We start from the raw sequence: 23,146 nt of genomic DNA on the forward strand, positions 1-23,146 counted from the left end.
TTTAATGACTACAAAAAAGTTAGAAGTTGCTACCGTTGGTGGCGGATGCTTTTGGTGTACAGAAGCAGTTTTTAATCATGTTAGAGGTGTAGAAGAAGTAATTTCTGGTTACACAGGTGGTAATGCACCAGGAAAACCAACTTATCGCGAAATATGTTCTGGGTTAACTGGTCATGCTGAAGTGGTTAAAGTAACTTTTGATGCCAATATTATTAGTTATAAAGACATTATTGAAATCTTTATGACAACACACGATCCTACAACCTTAAATAGACAAGGTGCAGATGTTGGGACGCAATATCGATCTGTGATATACTATTATAATGATACACAAAAGGAAATTGCTAATCGTGTTTTAGAAGAATTAAATCCTTTATATAACAATCAAATAGTTACAGAAGTAAGTCCAATGGGTATTTTTTATGAAGCCGAAAAAGAACATCAAGAATTTTATCAAAATAATCCAGATTATGGGTATTGCACCTATGTCATAGATCCAAAATTGAATAAGCTAAGAGAATTACACGCAGACAAACTTAATTAGCACAGTTGTTAACTGTCTCATTATGAGTTGTTGTTTTGTTGTGTAAGCAAGTTGGGTCTTATTTAATAATTCCTTTTAAAAAATCATTTATAGTATAATTTTTGATTAATTTTGCAGCGTTATGCAAGAAGAATTAAGACTTTCTAGTTGGTTGCCTACCACAAACAAAGAGGTGAAAATTCGCGGATGGGAAGAACTTGACGTTATCCTATTTAGCGGCGATGCCTATGTAGATCACCCAACCTTTGGTCCAGCAGTAATTGGACGTTTGTTAGAAAGTTTTGGACTAAAAGTGGCTATCGTGCCACAACCTAACGTTAACGATAATCTTCAGGATTTTGTTAAGTTAGGTAAACCACGTTTATTCTTTGGTGTTACTGGTGGTTGTATGGATCCTATGATTAGCAATTACAACGCCAATAAAAAGCGTCGCGATAAAGATGCCTACACGCCAAATGGCGAAATTGGTTTTAGACCAGATTATGCATCAACCGTTTACAGTAAAATTTTAAAAGAAAAATGGCCTGATACACCAGTTTTAATTGGTGGTATTGAAGGCTCGTTACGTCGTGTTACGCATTACGATTATTGGAGCGACCAATTAATGCCAACTATTTTAGAAACCTCTAAAGCCGATATGTTGGTATACGGAATGGGCGAGCAACCACTACGTGAAATTGTACGATTGCTAGAACGTGGAGTTCCTTTTAATAGTATTAATACCGTAAACCAAACGGCGATTCTTATTAATGATGAAAACGATATCCCAAAAAATAAAAATTGGGAAGATGTTGAAATCGCGTCTCATGAAACCTGTTTAAAAGACAAAAAGGCTTACGCATCTAACTTTAAAGTGATAGAGCAAGAGTCTAATAAATTGGCTGCAAGACGAATTTTTCAAAAAGTAGGTAATAAGATGCTGATGATAAATCCGCCTTATCCTACCATGACGGAAGCCGAAATTGATGCCTCTTTCGATTTGCCTTACACGCGTTTACCGCATCCAAAATACAATAAGCGTGGACCAATTCCTGCTTACGAGATGATAAAAACGTCTATAAACATTCATCGTGGTTGTTTTGGTGGATGTAGTTTTTGTACCATTTCGGCGCATCAAGGAAAATTTATAGCGAGTCGTAGTAAAGAGTCCATATTAAGAGAAGTTGATAAAGTGGCAAACATGCCAGATTTTAAAGGCTATTTATCTGATATTGGTGGACCAAGTGCCAACATGTACCAAATGAAAGGTAAGGTGCAAGCTATTTGTGATAAATGTGTCGCGCCAAGTTGTATTTCGCCAGTAATTTGTAGCAACTTAGATACGTCACACAAACCCTTAACCGAATTATATCAAGCGGTTGATAGTCATCCAAAGGTTAAAAAATCGTTTATCGGTTCTGGAATTAGACACGATATGTTGGTGCCAGAATTCAATAAAAACGCAGATCCTAAAGAGTTAGACGATTATACCGAAGAAGTGATGACAAAGCATGTTTCTGGACGACTAAAAGTAGCGCCAGAACATACTAGCGATCCCGTATTAAAACTCATGCGCAAGCCATCGTTTAGTTACTTCCATAAGTTTAAAGAACGCTTCGATAAAATCAATATTAAGAATAAACTGAACTTACAGTTAATACCGTATTTCATTTCGAACCATCCAGCTTGTGAAGCAGAAGACATGGCAAATTTGGCTGCCGAAACTAAAGATATGGGCTTTCAGCTTGAGCAAGTACAAGGATTCACGCCAACACCAATGACGGTTGCAACGGTGATTTATTACAGTGGTTACCATCCATACACACTTAAAAAGGTAAATACGCCAAAAACCAGAAAGGAAAAAGACGAACAACACCGTTTTTTCTTTTGGTATAAAGATGAAAATAAAGCTTGGATTAAAAACACGCTTAATAAACTTGGTCGCCAAGATTTACTTGATGTTTTATTGCCTAAAAAAGATGAAAAATGGCGTAAAAATAAACCTGGTAAAACTAAGCATACTTTTAACGATGCTGTACCTTTTAACCAACGAAAAAATAAGGTAAAGTATAAAAAGAAAAAACGAAAGTAATTTCTTTACTTTTATAAATCCCTTCTACTATGCTTTGCAGCAATCACACTAATTGCTACAATTTGAAATGCATGAAACATCATAATTGGCAATAAAATAATGCCTAAAAATGAGGCGTTTTGAAATAGTATTTTAGAAAATACTGTACCGTGTACTAAAGACTTTTTGGTCCCGCAAAACTGTGCGGTGATTTGGTCTTCAATAGAAAAATGAAATCGTTTTGCGATAAAACCTATAAAGAAATATACTATCCAAAAGATTAAGATAGCAACAGCTAAGACAGCTAGTAATTTTAATGGGCTTAAATTTTCAAAAATGCGATCTAAAAAGGATTTAGAAAAGCTTTTGTAGATAATCAACAAAATCACACTTTTATCAAATAGTGTAATTTTTTTGCTGTGTTTTAAAGCAAAAGCACCTAAAAATCGTCGCAACAATAAACCTAAAATAACTGGTGCTAAAATTTCTAATAATAACTTTTGATAGACTTCGATTAAGCTATAATCTGTTCCAGTAGAGGTCATAAAAAGACCAATCCATAAGGGTGTAAGGATCACACCAATTAATCCAGAAATACTAGCATTAAAAATAGCTGCAGGAATATTTCCTTTGGCAATAGATACCATAACTACAGATGATGATACTGTTGAAGGCAACGCTGCTAAAAACATAAAAGCTAGCCAAAGTGCTTTGTTATCTTCAGTAATTAAAGGGTATGTGGTCAATACAATTAAAGGAAAAACAATAAACGTTGTCGCTTGTATTAATAGGTGTAGTTTCCAGTTTTTTAAGCCAATTTTTATTTGCTGAGGACTTAATTTTAGTCCGTAGAAAAAGAAAATCAGCGATATACCAATACTGCTTAAAGTGTTTAAAACTTGAGCGCTTTCACCTTTACCCAAATCAGGATAAATGTATGCCGCTATCACGGTAATTATAATAGCAATGACGAATTTGTCTATTTTCAAAGTTCGATAGAGATTTTAAATTTAATGCGCTTCTAACCAATTATCGCCAAGACCAATTTCAACATCTAATGGTACCGATAATGTAAAGGCATTTTCCATTTCAGTTTTTATGAGTTTTGAAATTTCATCAAGTTCTGGTTTATAGACATCAAACACCAATTCATCATGTACTTGTAGTAGCATTTTGGTTTTGTAATCACCAGCTTCTAATTTCTCATAAATATTAATCATTGCTAGTTTGATGATGTCTGCAGCACTACCTTGAATTGGTGCGTTAACAGCATTTCGCTCTGCTGCACCGCGAACAACCGCATTTCTAGAATTGATATCTTTTAAATATCTGCGTCTGCCTAAAACCGTTTGCACATAACCGTGATCACGCGCAAAATCGACTTGTTTGCTGATGTAGTTTTTCAGTTTTGGATAGGTTTCATAATAGGTATCGATTAGTTCTTTAGCTTCGCTACGTGATAAATCGGTTTGGTTACTTAAACCGAATGCCGACACACCATAAATAATCCCGAAGTTAACTGTTTTCGCATTGCTACGTTGTTCTCTAGTCACGTCTTCAATAGCAACATTAAATACTTTTGAAGCGGTTGAAGCGTGAATGTCTTCACCATGTTTAAAGGCTTCAATCATCGTTTCTTCTTCACTTAAGGCTGCGATGATGCGTAATTCAATTTGAGAATAATCGGCAGCTAATAAGGTGTAGTCTTTATTACGAGGAACGAACGCTTTTCTTACTTGTCTTCCACGTTCTGTACGAATAGGAATGTTTTGTAAATTAGGATTATTACTACTTAAACGACCAGTTGCAGCAACGGTTTGCATATAATCGGTATGTACGCGACCTGTAGCTTCTTCAACTTGAAGTGGTAAGGCATCTACATACGTGCTTTTTAGTTTGGATAACCCTCTAAAATCAAGAATGTTTTGGATAATTTCATGGTCTTTTGCTAAGTAACTCAATACGTCTTCTGCGGTAGAATATTGTCCAGTTTTGGTCTTTTTTGGCTTGTCAACCAGTTTCATTTTTTCGAATAAAATAACACCTAATTGCTTTGGTGATGCAATGTTGAATTCTTCGCCAGCAGCTTCGTAAATGCTCTTTTCTAAGTTGGCAATGTCTGTATTTAATTGCTCTGATAAGCTGTTTAAAAAGTCTTTATCAAGGTTGATACCTTCCAATTCCATAGCAGCTAAAACACGTAGTAATGGGATTTCAATCTCATCAAATAGTTTTTGAGTGTTAGCTTCGCCTAACTCTTTTTCAAAATGTTCTTTAAGTTGAAGTGTGATATCGGCATCTTCTACAGCATATTCGGTTTGTTTATCTAAAGGCACATCGCGCATAGATAATTGATTTTTGCCTTTTTTACCAATCAATGTTTCAATGGAAATGGGCGAGTAGTTTAAATACGTTTCTGATAGCACATCCATGTTGTGACGCATGTCTGGATTAATTAAATAGTGCGCTAACATGGTATCGAATAAAGGTCCTTTGACTTCAATATTGTATTTGGCTAAAACCTTGATGTCGTATTTTAAATTCTGACCGATTTTCTGAATGTTTTCAGCTTCAAAAAACGGACGTAATTCTTCAATTAATTCTTGTGCATCATCTTTATTTTCAGGAAATGGTAAGTAAAATCCTTTACCAGTTTCCCAAGAAAAAGCAATCCCAACCAATTCTGCAGTTAACGGATTTAAGCCTGTAGTTTCGGTGTCAAAACACACCGATGTTTGATTAAGCAGGTTTTTTACAAATAGTTTAGTTGCCATTCCGCTGGCAACGCTTTGGTAAAAGTGGCTTGTGTTTTCGGCAGTATTTCTTGTAAAAGATGTATTTGCTTCGGTTTGCGAATCATCATCGCCGCCACCAAATAATGAGAATTGTCCTGCACCAGCAGATGCTTTTTCTTTTGTTGTTTGAGACTTCTCGACTGCGCTCGAAGTGACATTTTGATTAGTCGTTGTAGCTGAATTATCACTTTCTGAAGTAAACGTTTTAATAAAATTATCTGTAAGACGTCTAAACTCTAACTCTTGAAAAATTTCTTTTACTTTTTCAATATCTGGATGATCTAACTCGAAATCTTTCGCGTTGAATTCCACAGGAACATCAAGCATAATTCGCGCTAGTTCTTTTGAAAGTCTTCCTAATTCTGCATTAGCTTCAACCTTTTCTTTCATCTTACCTTTTAGCTGGTCTGTGTTGGCTAAAAGTCCTTCCATGCTACCAAATTGTTTGATGAATTTTTTAGCGGTTTTCTCGCCAACGCCAGGTAAGCCAGGAATATTATCACTAGAGTCGCCCATCATTCCTAAAAAGTCGATGACTTGTTCTGGTCTTTCGACTTCAAATTTTTTCTGAACTTCTGGAATTCCCCAAGTTTCATATCCGCCACCAAACGATTTTGGACGATACATAAAAATATTTTCGGTCACTAATTGCGCAAAATCTTTATCTGGCGTGACCATATAGGTTTTGTAACCTTCTTTTTCCGCTTGACGGGAAAGTGTCCCAATAACATCATCTGCCTCAAAACCTTCCTTTACCATAATTGGAATATGCATAGCTTCCAAAATGTTACAAATGTGCGGAATTGCAGTGCGAATGCCTTCTGGTGTCTCATCACGGTTGGCTTTGTAAGCTTCGTACATTTCTACACGATCTACACTTCCGCCTTTATCAAAACATACTGCTAAATGGTCTGGTCTTTCGCGTTTGATGACATCTAAAAGTGAGTTCATAAAACCCATAATTGCTGAAGTATCTTCACCTTTAGAGTTTATTCTTGGGTTTTTTATAAAAGCATAATACCCACGAAAAATAAGCGCGTAAGCATCGACTAAAAAGAGACGTTTTTGTTCTGACATGTTTTGAATTTTAATCTTTTAAAAAGTTCTTGACTGCACTTAAACAGACAAGAATATCAAAACTACGAAACTTAATGCAGCTTTGCTTGAAAATTTGTTAACAAGCTTTATTTTTTAAGGAAATAATCAGATTGTATTTGCTCGTTTTTTTCATCTTGAAATTTTGTCATACTAAACCATTGATGAATAGCATAACTTCCTGTTTCGCCTTTTTTATTCATCGCAATGTAGCCAACTTGAAAATTTTTATAGTTGCTATTAGGTTTGTTTACAATACGTAGGATCGCTTCTTCACACGCTTGTTGAGGCGATTTACCTTGGCGCATTAACTCGACAACCAAAAAGCTACCTACGGTTTTTACAACTTCTTCACCTAAGCCAGTTGCTACGCAAGCACCAACCTGATTATCTACAAATAAACCAGATCCAATTATTGGGCTATCGCCAACGCGTCCGCCCATTTTATAAGCTAAACCACTAGTTGTACATGCACCAGAAATATCTCCGTTTTTATCCATTGCAAGCATACCGATAGTGTCGTGATTTTCTATGTTGATAATAGGTTTGTATTCACTTTTTATTTTCCATTCTTCCCATGCTTTTTTGGAAGATTCTGTAAGTAAATTTTCTGCTTGAAATCCTTTTGAAATAGCAAATTGTTTAGCGCCTTCACCAGCTAACATTACATGTGGCGTATCTTCCATGACTTTTCTAGCAACAGATACTGCATGAGTGATGTTTTGAAGATAAACCACAGATCCGCAATTACCGTTTTTGTCCATAACGCAAGCATCTAATGTGACATTTCCGTCTCTGTCTGGTAATCCGCCTTTTCCAACAGTAGAGTTTTTTATATCTGCTTCTTCTACCATGCAACCTTGCTCTACAGCATCTAAAACGTTACCATTGTTTTGGAGGATTTCCATAGCTTTTGCAGTTGCATTTGGTACATGCCAAGTTGCTATTACTACAGGAAGCGATGGTTTGTCTGAATTGGTTGATATTGGATTTACCTTAGTAGAATAATTGCTGTTGGCAAATGTAGAACCTAGTGATAATCCAATACCTGATAAGGATGCGTTTTTTAAAAATTTTCTACGTTTCATAAGATGATATATCTTATAAAATTACGTGATACTGCTGTTTTAAAAAAGTAATTAATTAAATATCTGGACAAGTAATTTGTTTGCCTAAAAGTTGACCAGTTTCATCTGGTTGATATCTAAAGCATTTACCGCTAACAGATTTTAAAATCACACCACGATGAATGTTGTTAATAAAGACATCGCCGTCTTTTACTTCTAATAAGCTTTTTGGATCTGTTGTACCTATACCAACGCCACCATTACCACTTCCGGTATTTATTGATCCTGAAGCTTCGCAATCGTCACCAACTCCATCACCGTTAGTGTCTGTTTGGGATGGATTAGCAAGCGTTGGACAATTATCACAAGCATCACCAATACCATCTCCATCTGTATCTTCTTGTAAAGGGTTGTCTGCAGAGTTACAATTGTCATTACTGTCAATAACGCCATCATTATCAGAATCTGCTTGAGAAACTTGACAGTAAGTAATAATTGAGTAAGCATCGTTACAATTAGCATTGTTGTTGCTAATATTTAGGGTTCCTCCTAAGTAACCACTTCCTGTAATAAAATCTCTTAACACACAACATTCATCTAAATTAGCGTTGTCTGCTACAGTTAAATCATTACCAATATAGAAAATGTTGTCTAAAGCGGTAATATCTGTTAAGTTGGAGTTGTTTTGAATTGATACGTTAGAACTCAAGTTAGTCAAATTTTGAAGTCCATATAAACTTTGTAATGATGTATTATTGTATAAGTTTAGAGTTGTTAAACTATTAATGTTGCTGAATTCTTGCAGGTCTACTAAGTTATTCTCACCAGTTATTTGTAAAGTAGAAAGCGTGCTTAGGTTTTCTAAACCATTTAATGATGAAAGATTATTACCTCCAATACCTAATACATTGTTGATTGTAGTTAAACTGCTTAGTGAAGCTATTGAAGTTAATAGTGTGTTGTTTGAGATATATAAATTTGTTGATATACTATTTAAGTTACTCAAGGATAAGTTAATTAAAGATATATTATTGTTAACTGTTATAGCGTTGCAGTTACTAAAGTTATTAGCATTTATAGTAGTTAAAGCATCATTATTAGAAATGTTGATAAATCCATTACTCGCATTAGTTAAGCTTGTAAGGCTAATAGTAGTTAAAATATCATTATCTGAAATAGATAAATTACCATTAAGAGTTGTAATGTTAGAGATGTTTCCTAAATCTGTTAAAGATGGATTATTTGTTATATTAATATTTACCCCTATTACATTAGTAATATTATTTAAGTCTGATAAAACAGAATTTGAGGAGATAACTAAATTGTTGCCAACTGTTGTTATTGCTGAAAAATCAGATAAATCCGTGAAATTTGAATACCCAATGGTTAAATTGTCAGGTACATTTGTTAGGTTAGGAGCATTAAAATTATTTAGGCTAGTATTTTGATTTAAATATAAATTTGTTCCAATACTATTTAGGTTATTTAAATTTAAATTGGTTAAGTTATTGTTATAGGATATGTTTACTTCATCTCCTATTGATATAATGTTTTCTAGCCCAGTACTACTAGTTATATTTGTAAATGAAATATATAAGTAGCCTGTTACAGTTGTTAAAAAAGATAATCCAGATAGGTCTACTACACTACTTCCACTAATATATAAATTTCCATTAATAGTATCACATGTACCAGAGTATATAGTAACAAAATTATCTACTGCGGATTGAGAATATAAGCTAATGTTTCCTGCACCACAAGTTTGAGCTATCGATAAATTTAAAGTAAAAGAAAAAACAATAAGGGATAATATTTTTTTCATCGTTAGTTAGAAATTATTTAATAATTATTTTTTTGGTGATAGTGCTGTTCTTAAGTCTAAGTGATAAAAAATAAATCCCTTTTGATATATTAGAAATATCAATTGTAGAAGAATAGTCTTGTTTTAAAACTAGTCTACCATTAATATCTGTAATGCTAATATTTTCAATAGGTTGATTAGTGTTTATGTTTAAAATGTTTTGTGCTGGATTTGGGTAAATTGTAACCGATTTTTCTTGAAATGAAGCTATGCTTAATGTTTCGTTAGCAACAATAGAAAATTCTTTAAAACTAGGTTCTCCAGCTTCAATTTGGGTTCTAAATGCTCTAAGTTTATAAATGTTTCCGCTAACTAAATTGTAAAAATCTCCAGATAGATTAAAGCAATCTAATTGTGTTGTTCCGCAGTCATCATAAAGTGCAAAATAATTCCAACCTATAGTTCCGTTTATACTAATAGAACCATTAAAAGGCATAGTAAATTGGTACCATACATCTGCTAAGTCTTGTGCGCTATCACCATCGCAACCAACCTCGTTATTTATAACAGCGCCACTTACGCCAAAATAAATATCTGATGGTGTAGATGTGACAGATATTGTTTCTGCAGTTGCGCAATCATCGTTAGTTATAACTTCAAAAGGTTGTATGGTAAAGGTTTTGTATCCAGCATTATCAGCGTTTGCTAAAAGCCTAAATACGCGAAGTTTGTAATTAGTGCCTGCAGTAAGACCTGTAAATAGCTCGTCGGTTAAGCCGCATTGTATTTCGGTACCATTACAGCTATCGAAAAGCGTAAAATTATTCCATGAAATAACTCCGTCTACAAATACATTACCATTAACAGGCATTGTAAAATCATACCACATATCTGCATAATCTGCTGTAGTACCATTGCAACCTAATTCGTAATTAATTTCGGCTCCAGTGATTTCAAAATCTATTGAAGTTGCAGAAGCAGTATCTAATGTTATATTTTCTGAAGTTGCACAAGTATCGTTTGCTGGTTTTTCAAAAGCTTGAATAGTAAAACTTTTATATCCTGCGTTGTCTACATTAGATAGTAACCTAAAAACACGAAGTTTATAAGTTGTTCCAGCCGTTAAATCTGTCATGATTTCACTTGTTATACTACAATGTAATTGTGTGCCACTACAACTATCGTATAACGCAAATATGTTCCAAGAGATGTTTCCGTTTACAAAAACATTTCCATTAACAGGCATTGTAAATTCATACCAAATATCTGCATAATCGTTTGTTATTCCTGGACAACCAACTTCATTATTTATATCTGCTCCAGCAATTTCAAAATTAACGGTTGTTGCAGAAGTAGTTGTTACAGAAATAGTTTCTGCGGAAGCGCAATCGTCGTTTGTTGCTTCTTGAAATGCTTGAATAGTAAAACTCTTATAACCTGCATTGTCTGCATTAGATACAAGCCTTAATACACGTAATTTGTATGTTGTGCCAGAAGTTAAACCGGTTATAAGTTGGTTAGTGATGCCGCATTGAATTTGTGTGCCAGAACAACTGTCGTAAAGCGCAAAAATATTCCAGTTTATTCCGCCTTCAATGTAAATGTTTCCGGTTACAGGCATTGTAAATTCATACCAAATATCTGCGTAATCGTTAGTTGTGCCTGTACAACCTTCTTCATTATTTATGCTAGCGCCACCAATTTCAAAATTGATTGTTGTAGTAGAAGCGGTAGTTACTGTAATAGTTTCTGCGGAAGCGCAATCGTCATTACTAGCTTCTTGAAATGCTTGAATGAAAAAACTTTGATATCCTGTGTTAGACGCTGTATTGGACGCTCTAAAAACTCTTAACTTATAGGTTGTACCACTTGTAAGGCTGGTGAATAATTGATTGGTAACACCGCATTGGATTTGTGCACCAGAACAACTGTCGTAAAGCGCAAACATGTTCCAAGAGATACTTCCGCCAACATAAACATTTCCGTTAAATGGCATTGTAAATTCAAACCAAACGTCTGCATAATCGTTTGTTGTACCACTACAACCTTCTTCGTTATTTATTGTTGCAGAATTTATATCAAAACTGTATGTTGTTGAGGTAGCATCTACGTTAATAAGTTCTGCATTAGCACAAGTGTCGTTTGCAGATTGTGCGTAACTTAAATAATTTAAACAGATGGTTAGTGCTGTTAAAAGGTAAAAATGTTTCATTGCCAAAATGTTAAGATTAATAGCTTGTACATTAGGCTCGTAATAGATTTTAAGGCGTATTTACTTACAAAAATAAATTTACTATTATGTGTTTAGTTTGTAAATGTATGTTTAACTTTAAATAATGTATAGTTAGTAAACATATGTGTGTTTTTGGTTAAACATGCTTTTTCTTGTTAATCTTACCTTAATTAGAAAGTATTTAAATATTTACACCTTAATTTTGTTAAAATTTACTTACTAATGCGTTGGATTTTATTTATTGTTATTTACTTACTTTTTAACTTTTATGCTTTTCAATCTGTTAAAACACTAACTGGTAAAAAATGGGTTTATGTAATGTTTTTTGCATTAACCTTAATCGTGTTAGCTAATTTTATTTATCAATTTATAACACCAACAGAAGGTCGTGTATTAACACCAGCAAAAAGTTATGCTTTAGGTTTTTTATTAACTATAATAGCATTAAAGGTTGTACTGATTTCCTTTTTATTTATTGAAGATGTTTTAAGAGTTTTTTACGGGATTTACGGGAAATTGTTTGGAGAAAAACCATCATTTTATTTGCCTTCAAGACGAAAATTTATAAGTCAAATCGCTTTAGGCATTGCAGCAATACCGTTTGCATCAATGTTATATGGAATTTATAAAGGAAGATACAATTTTAAAGTATTAACTTATGAATTGGAGTATCCTGATTTACCAGAAGCTTTTGATGGTTATCAAATCACACAATTAAGCGATATACATTCTGGAAGTTTTGATAATAAAGAAAAAATAGAATACGCTGTAAATTTGGTTAATCAGCAACAATCTGATGCGATCTTATTTACAGGCGATATGGTAAATAATAAAGCTGATGAAATGGAGCAATGGAAAAGCACTTTTGCTAAATTAACAGCCAAAGATGGAGTGTTTTCTGTACTAGGAAATCACGATTATGGTGATTATGTAAATTGGCCAAGTGAAGAAGCTAAAGTAAAAAATCTCGAAAAACTATTTAAAATTCAAGAAGATATGGGTTTTAAATTGTTGAAAAACGAAACACATTTTATTACCAAAAATGACCAAAGGATAGCATTAGTTGGTGTGGAAAATTGGGGCGCAGGACGATTTAAAAAAGCTGGAGATATTGACAAAGCGACTGTAAATGTTAATAAAGAAGATTTTAAAATACTAATGTCTCATGACCCAACCCATTGGGAGCAAATAGCAGTGACACATCCATTGCATTATCACTTAACATTAAGCGGTCATACACACGGAATGCAATTTGGAATAGAAATACCTGGTTGGATTAAATGGAGTCCAGCAAAATGGCGCTATAAATATTGGGCTGGATTATACGAACAGGATAAACAAATTATAAATGTAAATAGAGGATTTGGGTATTTAGCATTTCCTGGAAGAGTTGGTATTTGGCCTGAAATTACTGTAATTAAACTTAAAAAGTCTTCGCAACTAGCTTAATTTCAACTAAATGTTTTATTTTTAAAGTAACGTATAATCAAACTATTTGATGAAATGTCAAAATTTGGAGAATTAATTGATGTTGATGTTCCTGTACTGTTAGATTTTTTTACAGAATGGAATGAAACATCAAAATCTATGCATCCTGTATTAAGAGATGTTGCTGCTGCTTTAGGTAATAAAGCAAAAGTTATAAAAATAGATGTAGATAAAAATAAAGCTTTATCTGAAGCATTAAGGGTAAAGACCTTGCCAACGTTTATAATTTATAAAAATGGTGAAATGAAATGGCGACAAACTGGACAACATGATGCTAATGCTTTAATAAATATTGTACAACAGTATATTTAAAGCGCTTTAAAGGTATAGCCTTTTTTTGAATAATAATCCAGAAATTTAGGAAGTGCATACATCATATTTTCTTTAGCTTTTAGACTGTCATGAAATACAATAATGGTTCCGTTAGTTGTATTTTTTAATGTGATATCTAAGCAATCTTCTTTGGTTAAGGAGTTGTCCCAATCGTACGAAATGACAGTCCACATTACTATTTTGTAACCTTGACTAATTAGTGTTTTTGCTTGTTTGTTTTTAATCTTTCCGTAAGGTGGTCTAAAAAGTTGTTTGCTGTAATTTGGGATAGTTTTTAAGATCTGCTCCTGTGCTAGATTTGTATTCTCTATATATTGATCTGTATTAATTTTCCAGCCTTTTAAATGATTAAAAGTATGGTTGCCAATAGTGTGACCTTCTTCATGTACTTTAATGGCTATTTCTGGATATTTTCTAACGTTGTCACCAATACAAAAAAAAGTAGCTTTTGCATTAAATTGTTTTAAAGTGTTTAAAGTCCACTGTGTAACTTCAGGAGTTGGACCATCATCAAAGGTTAGATATATGGTTTTATCTAAAAACGCCTTTTTCCATAAATACTTAGGAAAAAGGCGTTGAACAATTTTTGGTGTTTTTACAGGAAATCGAAACATTTATTCTCCTTTTAAAACCGTATCAAATTCTTTTAAAAAATCTTCTTCTGTTAAAGGTGTTACTTCTTGAGAAGAAGGTTCGTCTTGATAAAAATGTTTAAATAATTGAAGGTAACTTTCAAAAGTGATAGATTCTTCTTTTGCAAAATTACTATCGTAATTAGTTAATACATCTACTAAAGCTTTGTAGCGTTCTATGTTAGTTAGAATTTCTGTAAAGTTTTCTTCTTGATTTTTAATAGTAAGACTACCGTAATATTTTAAATATTCTTGATATTTTACAGCTACATCTTTAAATAATTGTCTTGCTTTTTCTTTGTTTCCAACTTCGTAATAAGCGCTAATGTAAGGTTCTAATAAAGTGTAAAAACCGTATTTGTCTACTGGCATGTTTTGCATTGCTATGTCTGCAATTTGTTCTGCTTTTTCTAGTTTTTCTTCATTTATTAAAGCCTCTATAAGTCTTGCTAGATTACCTCTATAGGTTATAGAGTTTTTTCTGGTTTCTGGATCATGATAAATGTCTCCGCCGCTATTTCCCCAATCCCAATTTATAACTTTATTAAACATAAAATCGGTGTCTATTCTACCCATATCATATGGATTAGCTCTAGAAACTGGTGTTTTAATAGGAACTAATTTGTAAACCATTCCGTTAAGCTGTAAGTAGTCTTTCATCCAAATGTAGTCGTCATCTCCAAATGCGCCACCAGTAAAGTAAATAGGTCTTTTCCAGTTGTTATTTGCAACTATATCTAGCATTAAAAGTCTGTTTTTGTAAATAGCATTATCACTTATTGTAATATCTAAGTAATCTTCTATTAATGCAGAGTCTTTTTCTTTTACAATATTGTTTTCTAAAACAGCATTTTTGTTTACTGGAATTCTAATATGTTCGGCAGGGAAATAATTAGAATTTAACAATTGTGTAGGATAACCAGATATATCATCACCTTCTTGTTGTAATGCGTATTTTAATTTTGTTTTAGGGTTATCGCTACTAACAAAGTTCATAAAATCGTCAATCATTAAAGTGTCCTTAAATCTTAGACGTTTCATTATATAATCTCTTGTACCGTGTTTATATTTATTATGTGTTAATGCTGAAGGAATAGGTTCGCTCTCGTAAGCCTGTCTTTTCATTTGATCGATATACCAATCTGTTTGAAATAAACTTGTATTTACAACTCTTACATCTGTACGGTAATTTTCAATTTCTTGAGCATACCAAAGTGCAAACGTATCGTTGTCGCCTATAGAAAATAATATGCCATTTTCGTCACAAGAATCCAGATACTTTTTAGCCATAGCTAGAGCTGTATATTTTCCAGAACGGTCATGATCGTCCCAATTTTGGTTTGCCATTATTAACGGAACCAAAGCAAGGCAAATTATAGTAACCGCAGGCGCTAGTATTTTGTTATTCATGTATTTTTTTAGCATTTCGAATATTGCATATACACCAAATCCTATCCATATTGCAAATACATAAAAACTACCAACTACAGAATAGTCTCTTTCTCTAGGTTCAAAAGGTCTTACATTTGTATAGACTTGTATAGCTAGACCTGTAAATAAGAAAAAGACAAGCATTACCCAAAATAACTTTTTGTCTTTATTAAAAAGAAAGAATAAGCCTATTAAACCTAAAATTAACGGGAAAAAATAATAGGTGTTTCTGGCTTTGTTGTTTTTTACATCGCTTGGAAGATTGTCTTGCGATTGTCCTAAGTGCCAACTATCTATAAAATTTATACCACTAATCCAATTACCGTGTTGATCGTATTTACCTTGAATATCGTCTTGTCTTCCAACAAAATTCCACATAAAATAGCGCCAATACATGTAGCCTAATTGGTACTCGAACATAAACGCTAAATTGTCACCAAAAGATGGTTTTTCTACATCTAAAAATTGTCCAAACTGCTTTAAAAACTTATGATAATCTTCATAGTCTACTAAGCCTTTTGCAACATCATTTTTAAAATCTAAAATAGATTGTTCTAATCTAGGTTCTCCTTGATATTCTGCTTTAATTCTAAAGTCTAAATATCCGGTAAAAAGCATGTAGTTTTCGGCATTTTCTGTACTCCACATTCTAGGTAAAATAGCAGCATGATCAGAGTTGTAGTTTTGCTTAGCTCTCTTATAATCGTTTACAATTATGTATTTTCCAGCAACTTCATCTTTTTCATATTTAGGTTTGTCATCAACATAAGGTTCGTTTTGATCTAAACCAGAATATTGATCAGAAAATAAAGGACCGTAAAATAAATGCGTTTCTGGATATTGTTCTAAGTTATAATAAGCTAGTAATTCTCTAGCACTAGACGGATTATTTTCATTTATAACAACATTTGCATTAGCTCTAATAGGAAGCATTAACCAAGAGGAAGATCCAATTAATATAAAAAGAAGGCATAAAATACCAGTATTGTAATGGTATAGTTGCTTTGCTCTTGTATATTTTAAGCCGTAATAAAATGCAGCGATTAATAAGAGTCCAGCTATAATAGACCCAGAATTAAAAGGTAGTCCAATTTGATTAACAAAGAATAATTCTAAAGCACTAAAATATCTAAGTACATTAGGAAACATAAGTTTAAATACAAATAATAATATAGCTACAGATACAATGTTTGCTATAATAAAATTTTTAATAGTTATGTCTTTATAATTTTTGAAATAATAAATAAGTCCAATAGCGGGAATGGTAAGTAATCCCATAAAATGTATTCCAAAAGACAATCCAATTACAAATGCTATTAAAATAAGCCAACGATTACCACGAGGTTTGTTCATGTCTTTTTCCCATCTTAATCCAAGATAGAACATTACAGACATGATTAATGTAGCCATAGCGTATACTTCTGTTTCTACAGCGTTAAACCAAAACGAATCTGTAAAAGTGAAAGCTAAAGATCCAACTAAAGCACTACCTAAAACAGCAATTTGTTGTCCTTTTTTTAGGGATTTACCTTCGCCAAGTATTTTTTCAAGAATTAGTACAATTGTCCAAAACATAAAAAGTATGGTAAATGCGCTGGATACGGCACTCATCATATTCATTAATAAACCAATTTGATCTGCATTTAAAGCAAACACCGAAAAAACCGCACCAAGCATTTGGTAAAGTGGTGCTCCTGGAGGATGACCAACTTGCAGTTTAGAAGCTGTTAAAATATATTCTCCTGCGTCCCAAAAGCTAACAGTAGGCTCTACAGTTAAAGAATAAGTTATTAATGCAATTAAAAAAGCGAACCAACCTAAAATTAGATTCCATTTTTTAAAACTTAAAGTTGTCATATATTTTGGATTATTTACGTGGGCGAATTTAGTAATTATTATGTTATTACCTCATTTTTTAAGTTAACGTTATAATTTTATTGATATTTTATTGAAAAAATATTTGGACATATAAAAGAATGTTTTAAATTTGCACGCTCAATAATGTTATTGGCCTATGGTGTAACTGGCAACACGTCTGGTTTTGGTCCAGAAGAGTCTAGGTTCGAGCCCTAGTAGGCCAACAAAAAAGCTTCCTAAATTAGGAAGCTTTTTTATTTTTATATGTTTTGTAACTAGATTTTAAAAGTAATAACAGGTCTATTTGCGTGGTTAACAAGATCTTCACTAATGCTTCCATTAAAGAAATGGGCAATTCCTTGTCTACCGTGAGTATTAATCCCAATTAAATCCGCATTAATTATTTTAGAAAAGTTTAAAATTCCTTTTTCTACCGTCTCATCATTATAAATGTTTATAGTGTAGTTTTCGTAATCTTGACCTTCAATAAAATCAAAAATTCTAACCTTAGATGTTGCAGTAGTTGCAAAATTACTTGGTGTGTTAACGTATAATAAATGAATTTTAGAATTGAATAATCTTGCTAGTTTAACAGCTTGACTATAAGTTTCTTTATTATCGTTTTTAAAATCAGAAGCGAAAACAAAATCTTTAATTTCGAAATGAGCATGATGGTTTTTAACAACCAATACAGGTGTGTTAGAAGTTCTAACAACTTTTTCTGCAGTAGATCCAATAAATAATTCTTTTAAGCCATCGGCACCATGAGAACCCATAATAATTAAATCTACTTCATGTTTTTCACAAGTATCTAAAATACCTTTGGAAACTTCATGAAAATCAACCATTTCTGTTACAGTAATGTTGTCTAAAAAGTCATATTTTAAAACTTCTTCAAATTGCTTATGGGCAAGTTTCATAAAATACATAGCTTCTGGTAGATCAGAAGGAGCACTACCAACATTTAACTGTTGTATTGGTAAATCTAACATGTGTAAAAGTAAAATTTCACAATTATGTTTTTTAGCGATTTGAGCGGCAACTTTTAAAGCTTTTTCAGCTTCTTTAGAAAAGTCAGTTGGGACAAGTAATTTTTTCATAAGACAGGTAATTTTAGAGATAGACTGTTCTATAAATTTAGCAATAAAAATTGATAATCAAAATATTATGAAAATCAATAAAATTGTGTATATTTGCAGCGTTGAACGAAAAAAGATTAATTGAGGGGACGATTTTGTCCCCTCTTTTTATACTTAAATATGTTTTTAGATACCGTAAAAAAATTATTAAACCAAGCATTAGAAGAACGTCAAGACTTATTCTTGATAGATTTTAAGATGTCTAACGATAACGCAATAAAAGTTATCATAGACGGTGATAAAGGAGTAACGGTAGAAGATTGTATATTTGTAAGTAGAGCAATAGAGCATAATATAGACAGAGAAGAATATGATTTTTCTCTAGAAGTCATGTCTGCAGGAGCAGCATCATCTTTTAATATGCCAAGACAATTTACTAAACACGTAGGTAGAACTTTAGAGGTTAAAACACAAACAGAAACCATAGAAGGAAAATTAACCAACACAACTGAAGAAGAAATAACTTTAGAGTGGAAATCTAGAGAACCTAAACCAGTAGGTAAAGGAAAAGTAACAGTTAATAAAAAACAGAATATTGCTTTTAAAGATATTTTAGAGGCTAAAGTGATAATAAAATTTTAATTCAGTAATAGAGTTATGGAGAATATAGCATTAATTGAATCTTTTTCAGAATTCAAAGACGATAAGTTAATAGATCGTGTTACACTAATGGCTATTTTAGAAGATGTATTTAGAAATGCATTAAAAAAGAAATTTGGAGATGACGATAATTTTGATATAATTATAAATCCAGATAAAGGAGATTTAGAAATTTGGAGAAATAGAATTGTTGTAGCAGATGGAGAGGTAGAAGAACCAAATCAAGAAATCTCTTTAACAGAAGCTAGAAAAATAGAGCCAGATTTTGAAGTTGGAGAAGATGTATCTGAAGAAGTTAAATTAATAGATTTAGGAAGACGTGCAATATTAGCATTAAGACAAAATCTAATCTCTAAAATTCACGAACACGACAATACTAACATCTACAAGCAATTTAAAGATTTAGTAGGTGATTTATATACAGCAGAAGTACATCATATAAGACACAGAGCTGTAATTTTATTAGATGATGAAGGTAACGAGATAATTCTTCCAAAAGACAAGCAAATACCTTCAGATTTTTTTAGAAAAGGAGACAATGTAAGAGGTATTATAGATAGTGTAGAGCTTAAAGGAAACAAGCCAGCAATAATCATGTCTAGAACATCTCCAAAATTCTTAGAAAAATTATTTGAAACCGAAATACCAGAAGTATTTGATGGTTTAATAACAATAAAAAATGTTGTAAGAATACCAGGTGAAAAAGCAAAAGTAGCGGTAGATTCTTACGATGATAGAATAGATCCAGTTGGAGCTTGTGTAGGAATGAAAGGTTCTAGAATACACGGTATTGTAAGAGAGTTAGGAAACGAAAATATAGACGTAATTAACTTCACAAACAATTTACAATTGTATATTACACGTGCATTAAGCCCAGCAAGAGTTACATCTATAAAAATAGATGAAGAAAACAAACGCGCAGAAGCTATCTTAAAACCAGAAGAAGTAAGTAAAGCAATTGGTCGTGGAGGACACAATATTAGACTTGCAGGACAATTAACAGGCTACGAGATAGATGTATTACGCGAAGGTGCAGAAGAAGATGTAGAATTAAGAGAGTTCTCGGACGAGATCGAAGAGTGGATCATAGACGAATTCTCAAAAGTAGGTTTAGATACTGCTAAAAGTGTATTAGAACAAGACGTAGCAGATTTAGTAAAAAGAACAGACTTAGAAGAAGAAACAATTTTAGATGTTATTAGAATTCTTAAGGAAGAATTCGAAGATTAACATATATTTGAGGAAAAAAAAAAGGTTAAAGGCAATTTATGGCTGAAACAATTAGATTAAATAAAGTATTACGCGAGCTAAACATTTCGCTAGATCGAGCTGTAGAATTTTTAGATTCTAAAGGCATCGAGATAGAGAAGCGTCCTACTACAAAAATTTCGCAAGAAACTTACAATATTCTTTCAGACGAATTTGAGACTGATGCAAACAAAAAAATGAAGTCTCAAAAAGTAAACGAAGAAAAGAATAAAGAAAAAGAAGAACTTAGGCTTAAACGCGAAAAAGAGTTAGAGGAAAAGCAAAAGGCAGAAGAAGCAGCAAAAGCAAAAGCAGAAGCTTTAAAGAAAGAGAAGGAAAAGGAGAAAGAAAAAGAGAAAGAGCAAGAAGTTGTAAAAGCTGCAAAAATACTTTCTGGACCTAAAACTGTTGGTAAAATAGATTTAGATCAAGATAAAAAAGTAAAAAACCAAGACAAGCCTAAAGCAGATCAACCTAAAGTTTCTCCAGAACAGCCTAAGCCAGAAACTCCTAAAAAAGAAGCACCAAAAGTAGAGCAGCCAAAAGTTGTAAAACAAGATGCGCCTAAAAAGGAAGAGAAAAAACCTCAAGAAGAAAAACCTTCAGAGCCAGTTGAAGAAACCCTAAAAACTCAATACAAAAAGTTAACAGGACCTAAAATAGCTGGAGAAAAAATAGACTTATCTCAGTTTAAAAAGCCTAAAAAGAAAAAAGACGATAAAAAAACAGCGTCAGGAGACAACGCTAATAAGAAAAAACGTCGTCGTATCTCTAAACCAGGAGATAACAATTCCTCAAACAACAATAATAACAATAACAATAGAGGAAAAGACAATAGATTTAAAGGTAAAAAAGGTGGACGTAAAAGTGCACCAGTTAAAGAAGAGCCAAGCGAAGAAGAAGTACAAAGACAAATTAGAGAAACCTTAGAAAAACTACAAGGTAAATCTAATAAAGGTAAAGGAGCTAAATATAGAAGAGAGAAAAGAGAACAACATAGAGAGCAAACCGAAAAAGACTTACAAGCAGAAGCTGCAGAAAGTAAAGTCCTTAAAGTAACAGAGTTTGTTACAGCAAGTGAAGTTGCAACTATGATGGATGTACCAGTAACTTCAGTTATTTCAGCATGTATGTCTTTAGGAATGATGGTTACAATGAACCAACGTTTAGATGCCGAGACCTTAACAATTGTTGCAGAAGAGTTTGGTTATGAAGTAGAATTTGTAACTGCAGATATAGAAGAATCTATAGAAGAAGTACAAGATAAACCAGAAGATTTAAAACCTCGTGCACCTATCGTAACTGTAATGGGACACGTAGATCATGGTAAAACTTCACTTTTAGATTACATACGTAAAGAAAACGTAATTGCTGGAGAATCTGGAGGAATCACACAGCATATTGGAGCATATAGTGTAGAGCTAGATAATGGTCAAAAAATAGCATTTTTAGATACACCAGGTCACGAAGCCTTTACAGCAATGCGTGCTCGTGGAGCTCAAGTAACAGATATTGCAATAATTGTAGCAGCTGCGGATGACGATATAATGCCTCAGACAAAAGAAGCAATCGCGCATGCACAAGCAGCAGGAGTACCAATAGTATTTGCTATAAACAAAATAGATAAGCCAACAGCTAATCCAGATCGTATTAAAGAAGGTTTAGCAAACATGAATTTACTAGTTGAAGATTGGGGAGGAAAAATTCAATCTCACGATATCTCAGCAAAAGTAGGTACAGGTGTTAAAGACTTATTAGAAAAAGTATTGCTTGAAGCAGAATTATTAGAGCTTAAAGCTAATCCAAATAAACCAGCTGTAGGTACTATAGTAGAAGCGTTCTTAGATAAAGGTCGTGGTTATGTAGCTACAGTCCTTGTTCAAGCAGGAACACTTAAAATTGGTGATTATGTATTAGCAGGTAAGCATAGTGGTAAAATAAAAGCAATGCATGACGAACGTGGTCATGATGTAACCGAAGCTGGTCCATCAACTCCAGTTTCAATCTTAGGATTAGATGGTGCACCACAAGCAGGTGATAAGTTTAATGTCTTTGAAGATGAACGTGAAGCAAAACAAATTGCTAATAAGCGTATGCAATTACAACGTGAGCAAGATGTTAGAACAACAAAAACTTTAACTCTAGACGAGATTGGACGTCGTATAGCATTAGGTACTTTCAAAGAATTAAATATTATCCTAAAAGGAGACGTAGATGGTTCGGTAGAAGCATTAACAGATTCGTTCCAGAAATTATCTACTGAAGAAATTCAAGTTAAAATCTTACATAAAGGTGTAGGAGCAATTACAGAAAGTGATGTGTTATTAGCATCAGCTTCAGATGCCATAATTATTGGATTTAACGTAAGGCCAGTAGGTAATGCAAGAACAATTGCAGATCAAGAAGAAGTAGATATTAGAACATACTCTATCATCTACGACGCAATTAACGATCTTAAAGATGCAATGGAAGGAATGTTATCTCCAGAAGTAAAAGAAGAGGTAACAGGTACTGTAGAAATTAGAGAACTATTTAAAGTGTCTAAAGTAGGTACTATTGCTGGTTGTATGGTAACAAATGGTAAAATACTTAGATCATCTCAAGTTAGAATTATTAGAGATGGAGTAGTAGTACATACAGGAGAATTAGCCTCTTTAAAACGCTTTAAAGACGATGTAAAAGAAGTTTCTAAAGGATACGATTGTGGACTTCAGATTAAAAACTACAACGATATACAAATTGGAGATGTAATAGAAGCATTCCATGAAGTAGAAGTAAAGAAGAAATTAAAATAAAATTTAATTTCATGATATAAAAAAAGCGATTCAAACTT

The 23,146-nt window shown here is 32.9% G+C and carries 15 protein-coding genes and 1 tRNA gene; 8 read left to right on the forward strand and 8 right to left on the reverse strand.

Features of this window, described 5'->3' with window-relative positions; translation table 11 throughout:
• Nucleotides 1-4: 4 nt before the first annotated feature.
• Nucleotides 5-544 carry a peptide-methionine (S)-S-oxide reductase MsrA gene (msrA, locus tag IFB02_RS07340; RefSeq protein ID WP_106687387.1) on the forward strand — a complete coding sequence of 180 codons (540 nt, stop codon included), beginning with the start codon at nt 5-7 and terminating at the stop codon, nt 542-544.
• Nucleotides 545-665: 121 nt separating this feature from the next.
• Nucleotides 666-2,615 carry a YgiQ family radical SAM protein gene (locus IFB02_RS07345; RefSeq protein ID WP_106687386.1) on the forward strand — a complete coding sequence of 650 codons (1,950 nt, stop codon included), beginning with the start codon at nt 666-668 and terminating at the stop codon, nt 2,613-2,615.
• A gap of 11 nt (nt 2,616-2,626) precedes the next feature.
• On the opposite strand, the gene IFB02_RS07350 is transcribed toward IFB02_RS07345, so the two are convergent.
• The 5 genes from IFB02_RS07350 to IFB02_RS07370 form a co-directional block, all read right to left on the reverse strand.
• Nucleotides 2,627-3,583 carry a bile acid:sodium symporter family protein gene (locus IFB02_RS07350; RefSeq protein WP_191072599.1) on the reverse strand — a complete coding sequence of 319 codons (957 nt, stop codon included), beginning with the start codon at nt 3,581-3,583 and terminating at the stop codon, nt 2,627-2,629.
• Nucleotides 3,584-3,604: 21 nt separating this feature from the next.
• On the reverse strand, nt 3,605-6,466 hold the full coding sequence (gene polA / locus IFB02_RS07355; RefSeq protein WP_191072600.1) for a DNA polymerase I: 2,862 nt from the start codon (nt 6,464-6,466) through the stop codon (nt 3,605-3,607).
• 107 nt (nt 6,467-6,573) lie between these two features.
• A complete protein-coding gene (locus IFB02_RS07360) occupies nt 6,574-7,572 on the reverse strand; it encodes an isoaspartyl peptidase/L-asparaginase family protein (protein ID WP_106687383.1) in 999 nt (332 codons plus the stop codon).
• Nucleotides 7,573-7,627: 55 nt separating this feature from the next.
• Complete coding sequence (locus tag IFB02_RS07365; RefSeq protein WP_106687382.1) at nt 7,628-9,373, reverse strand: thrombospondin type 3 repeat-containing protein; 1,746 nt, start codon at nt 9,371-9,373, stop codon at nt 7,628-7,630.
• A gap of 13 nt (nt 9,374-9,386) precedes the next feature.
• Nucleotides 9,387-11,564, reverse strand: a complete 2,178-nt coding sequence (locus IFB02_RS07370; RefSeq protein WP_106687381.1) for a T9SS type A sorting domain-containing protein — start codon at nt 11,562-11,564, stop codon at nt 9,387-9,389.
• A gap of 243 nt (nt 11,565-11,807) precedes the next feature.
• Between IFB02_RS07370 and IFB02_RS07375 the strand changes: the two genes are divergently transcribed.
• Both IFB02_RS07375 and IFB02_RS07380 read left to right on the forward strand, forming a co-directional pair.
• Nucleotides 11,808-13,034: a metallophosphoesterase gene (locus tag IFB02_RS07375; protein ID WP_191072601.1), complete on the forward strand. Its 1,227-nt coding sequence runs from the start codon at nt 11,808-11,810 to the stop codon at nt 13,032-13,034.
• Nucleotides 13,035-13,070: 36 nt separating this feature from the next.
• Nucleotides 13,071-13,385, forward strand: coding sequence for a thioredoxin family protein (locus IFB02_RS07380; protein WP_255457293.1), 315 nt, complete (start codon nt 13,071-13,073; stop codon nt 13,383-13,385).
• Here the strand turns inward: IFB02_RS07380 and IFB02_RS07385 are convergent.
• Nucleotides 13,382-14,020, reverse strand: coding sequence for a polysaccharide deacetylase family protein (locus IFB02_RS07385; RefSeq protein ID WP_191072602.1), 639 nt, complete (start codon nt 14,018-14,020; stop codon nt 13,382-13,384). The two genes, IFB02_RS07380 and IFB02_RS07385, sit on opposite strands and share 4 nt — an antisense overlap.
• Nucleotides 14,021-17,326, reverse strand: coding sequence for a glycosyltransferase family 117 protein (locus IFB02_RS07390; RefSeq protein ID WP_191072603.1), 3,306 nt, complete (start codon nt 17,324-17,326; stop codon nt 14,021-14,023). It lies immediately after the preceding gene.
• 151 nt (nt 17,327-17,477) lie between these two features.
• Between IFB02_RS07390 and IFB02_RS07395 the strand changes: the two genes are divergently transcribed.
• Nucleotides 17,478-17,550, forward strand: a tRNA-Gln gene (locus IFB02_RS07395).
• 51 nt (nt 17,551-17,601) lie between these two features.
• Here the strand turns inward: IFB02_RS07395 and IFB02_RS07400 are convergent.
• Nucleotides 17,602-18,426 carry a universal stress protein gene (locus IFB02_RS07400; protein ID WP_191072604.1) on the reverse strand — a complete coding sequence of 275 codons (825 nt, stop codon included), beginning with the start codon at nt 18,424-18,426 and terminating at the stop codon, nt 17,602-17,604.
• A 159-nt stretch (nt 18,427-18,585) separates the two neighbouring features.
• On the opposite strand from IFB02_RS07400, the gene rimP reads away from it, so the two are divergent.
• From rimP to infB, 3 genes are read left to right on the forward strand one after another with little or no spacing between them, the layout of a single operon-like run.
• Nucleotides 18,586-19,047: a ribosome assembly cofactor RimP gene (rimP, locus tag IFB02_RS07405; RefSeq protein WP_106687375.1), complete on the forward strand. Its 462-nt coding sequence runs from the start codon at nt 18,586-18,588 to the stop codon at nt 19,045-19,047.
• Between the two features lie 15 nt (nt 19,048-19,062).
• Entirely contained in the window at nt 19,063-20,295 is a 1,233-nt protein-coding gene (nusA, locus tag IFB02_RS07410) for a transcription termination factor NusA (RefSeq protein WP_106687374.1), read from the forward strand.
• A 38-nt stretch (nt 20,296-20,333) separates the two neighbouring features.
• Nucleotides 20,334-23,108: a translation initiation factor IF-2 gene (infB, locus tag IFB02_RS07415; protein ID WP_191072605.1), complete on the forward strand. Its 2,775-nt coding sequence runs from the start codon at nt 20,334-20,336 to the stop codon at nt 23,106-23,108.
• The last annotated feature ends 38 nt before the right edge of the window (nt 23,109-23,146 follow it).

Source organism: Mesoflavibacter profundi, assembly GCF_014764305.1.
In the GTDB taxonomy this organism is placed as follows: Bacteria; Bacteroidota; Bacteroidia; order Flavobacteriales; family Flavobacteriaceae; genus Mesoflavibacter; species Mesoflavibacter profundi.

Bases quoted from the DNA above. Each gene is read 5' to 3' on its own strand.
- IFB02_RS07360 (WP_106687383.1), bottom strand. From the start codon at position 7,572: ATGAAACGTAGAAAATTTTTAAAAAACGCATCCTTATCAGGTATTGGA.
- infB (WP_191072605.1), top strand. From the start codon at position 20,334: ATGGCTGAAACAATTAGATTAAATAAAGTATTACGCGAGCTAAACATT.
- nusA (WP_106687374.1), top strand. From the start codon at position 19,063: ATGGAGAATATAGCATTAATTGAATCTTTTTCAGAATTCAAAGACGAT.
- polA (WP_191072600.1), bottom strand. From the start codon at position 6,466: ATGTCAGAACAAAAACGTCTCTTTTTAGTCGATGCTTACGCGCTTATT.
- IFB02_RS07375 (WP_191072601.1), top strand. From the start codon at position 11,808: ATGCGTTGGATTTTATTTATTGTTATTTACTTACTTTTTAACTTTTAT.
- IFB02_RS07345 (WP_106687386.1), top strand. From the start codon at position 666: ATGCAAGAAGAATTAAGACTTTCTAGTTGGTTGCCTACCACAAACAAA.
- IFB02_RS07400 (WP_191072604.1), bottom strand. From the start codon at position 18,426: ATGAAAAAATTACTTGTCCCAACTGACTTTTCTAAAGAAGCTGAAAAA.
- IFB02_RS07390 (WP_191072603.1), bottom strand. From the start codon at position 17,326: ATGACAACTTTAAGTTTTAAAAAATGGAATCTAATTTTAGGTTGGTTC.
- IFB02_RS07370 (WP_106687381.1), bottom strand. From the start codon at position 11,564: ATGAAACATTTTTACCTTTTAACAGCACTAACCATCTGTTTAAATTAT.
- msrA (WP_106687387.1), top strand. From the start codon at position 5: ATGACTACAAAAAAGTTAGAAGTTGCTACCGTTGGTGGCGGATGCTTT.
- IFB02_RS07385 (WP_191072602.1), bottom strand. From the start codon at position 14,020: ATGTTTCGATTTCCTGTAAAAACACCAAAAATTGTTCAACGCCTTTTT.
- IFB02_RS07365 (WP_106687382.1), bottom strand. From the start codon at position 9,373: ATGAAAAAAATATTATCCCTTATTGTTTTTTCTTTTACTTTAAATTTA.
- rimP (WP_106687375.1), top strand. From the start codon at position 18,586: ATGTTTTTAGATACCGTAAAAAAATTATTAAACCAAGCATTAGAAGAA.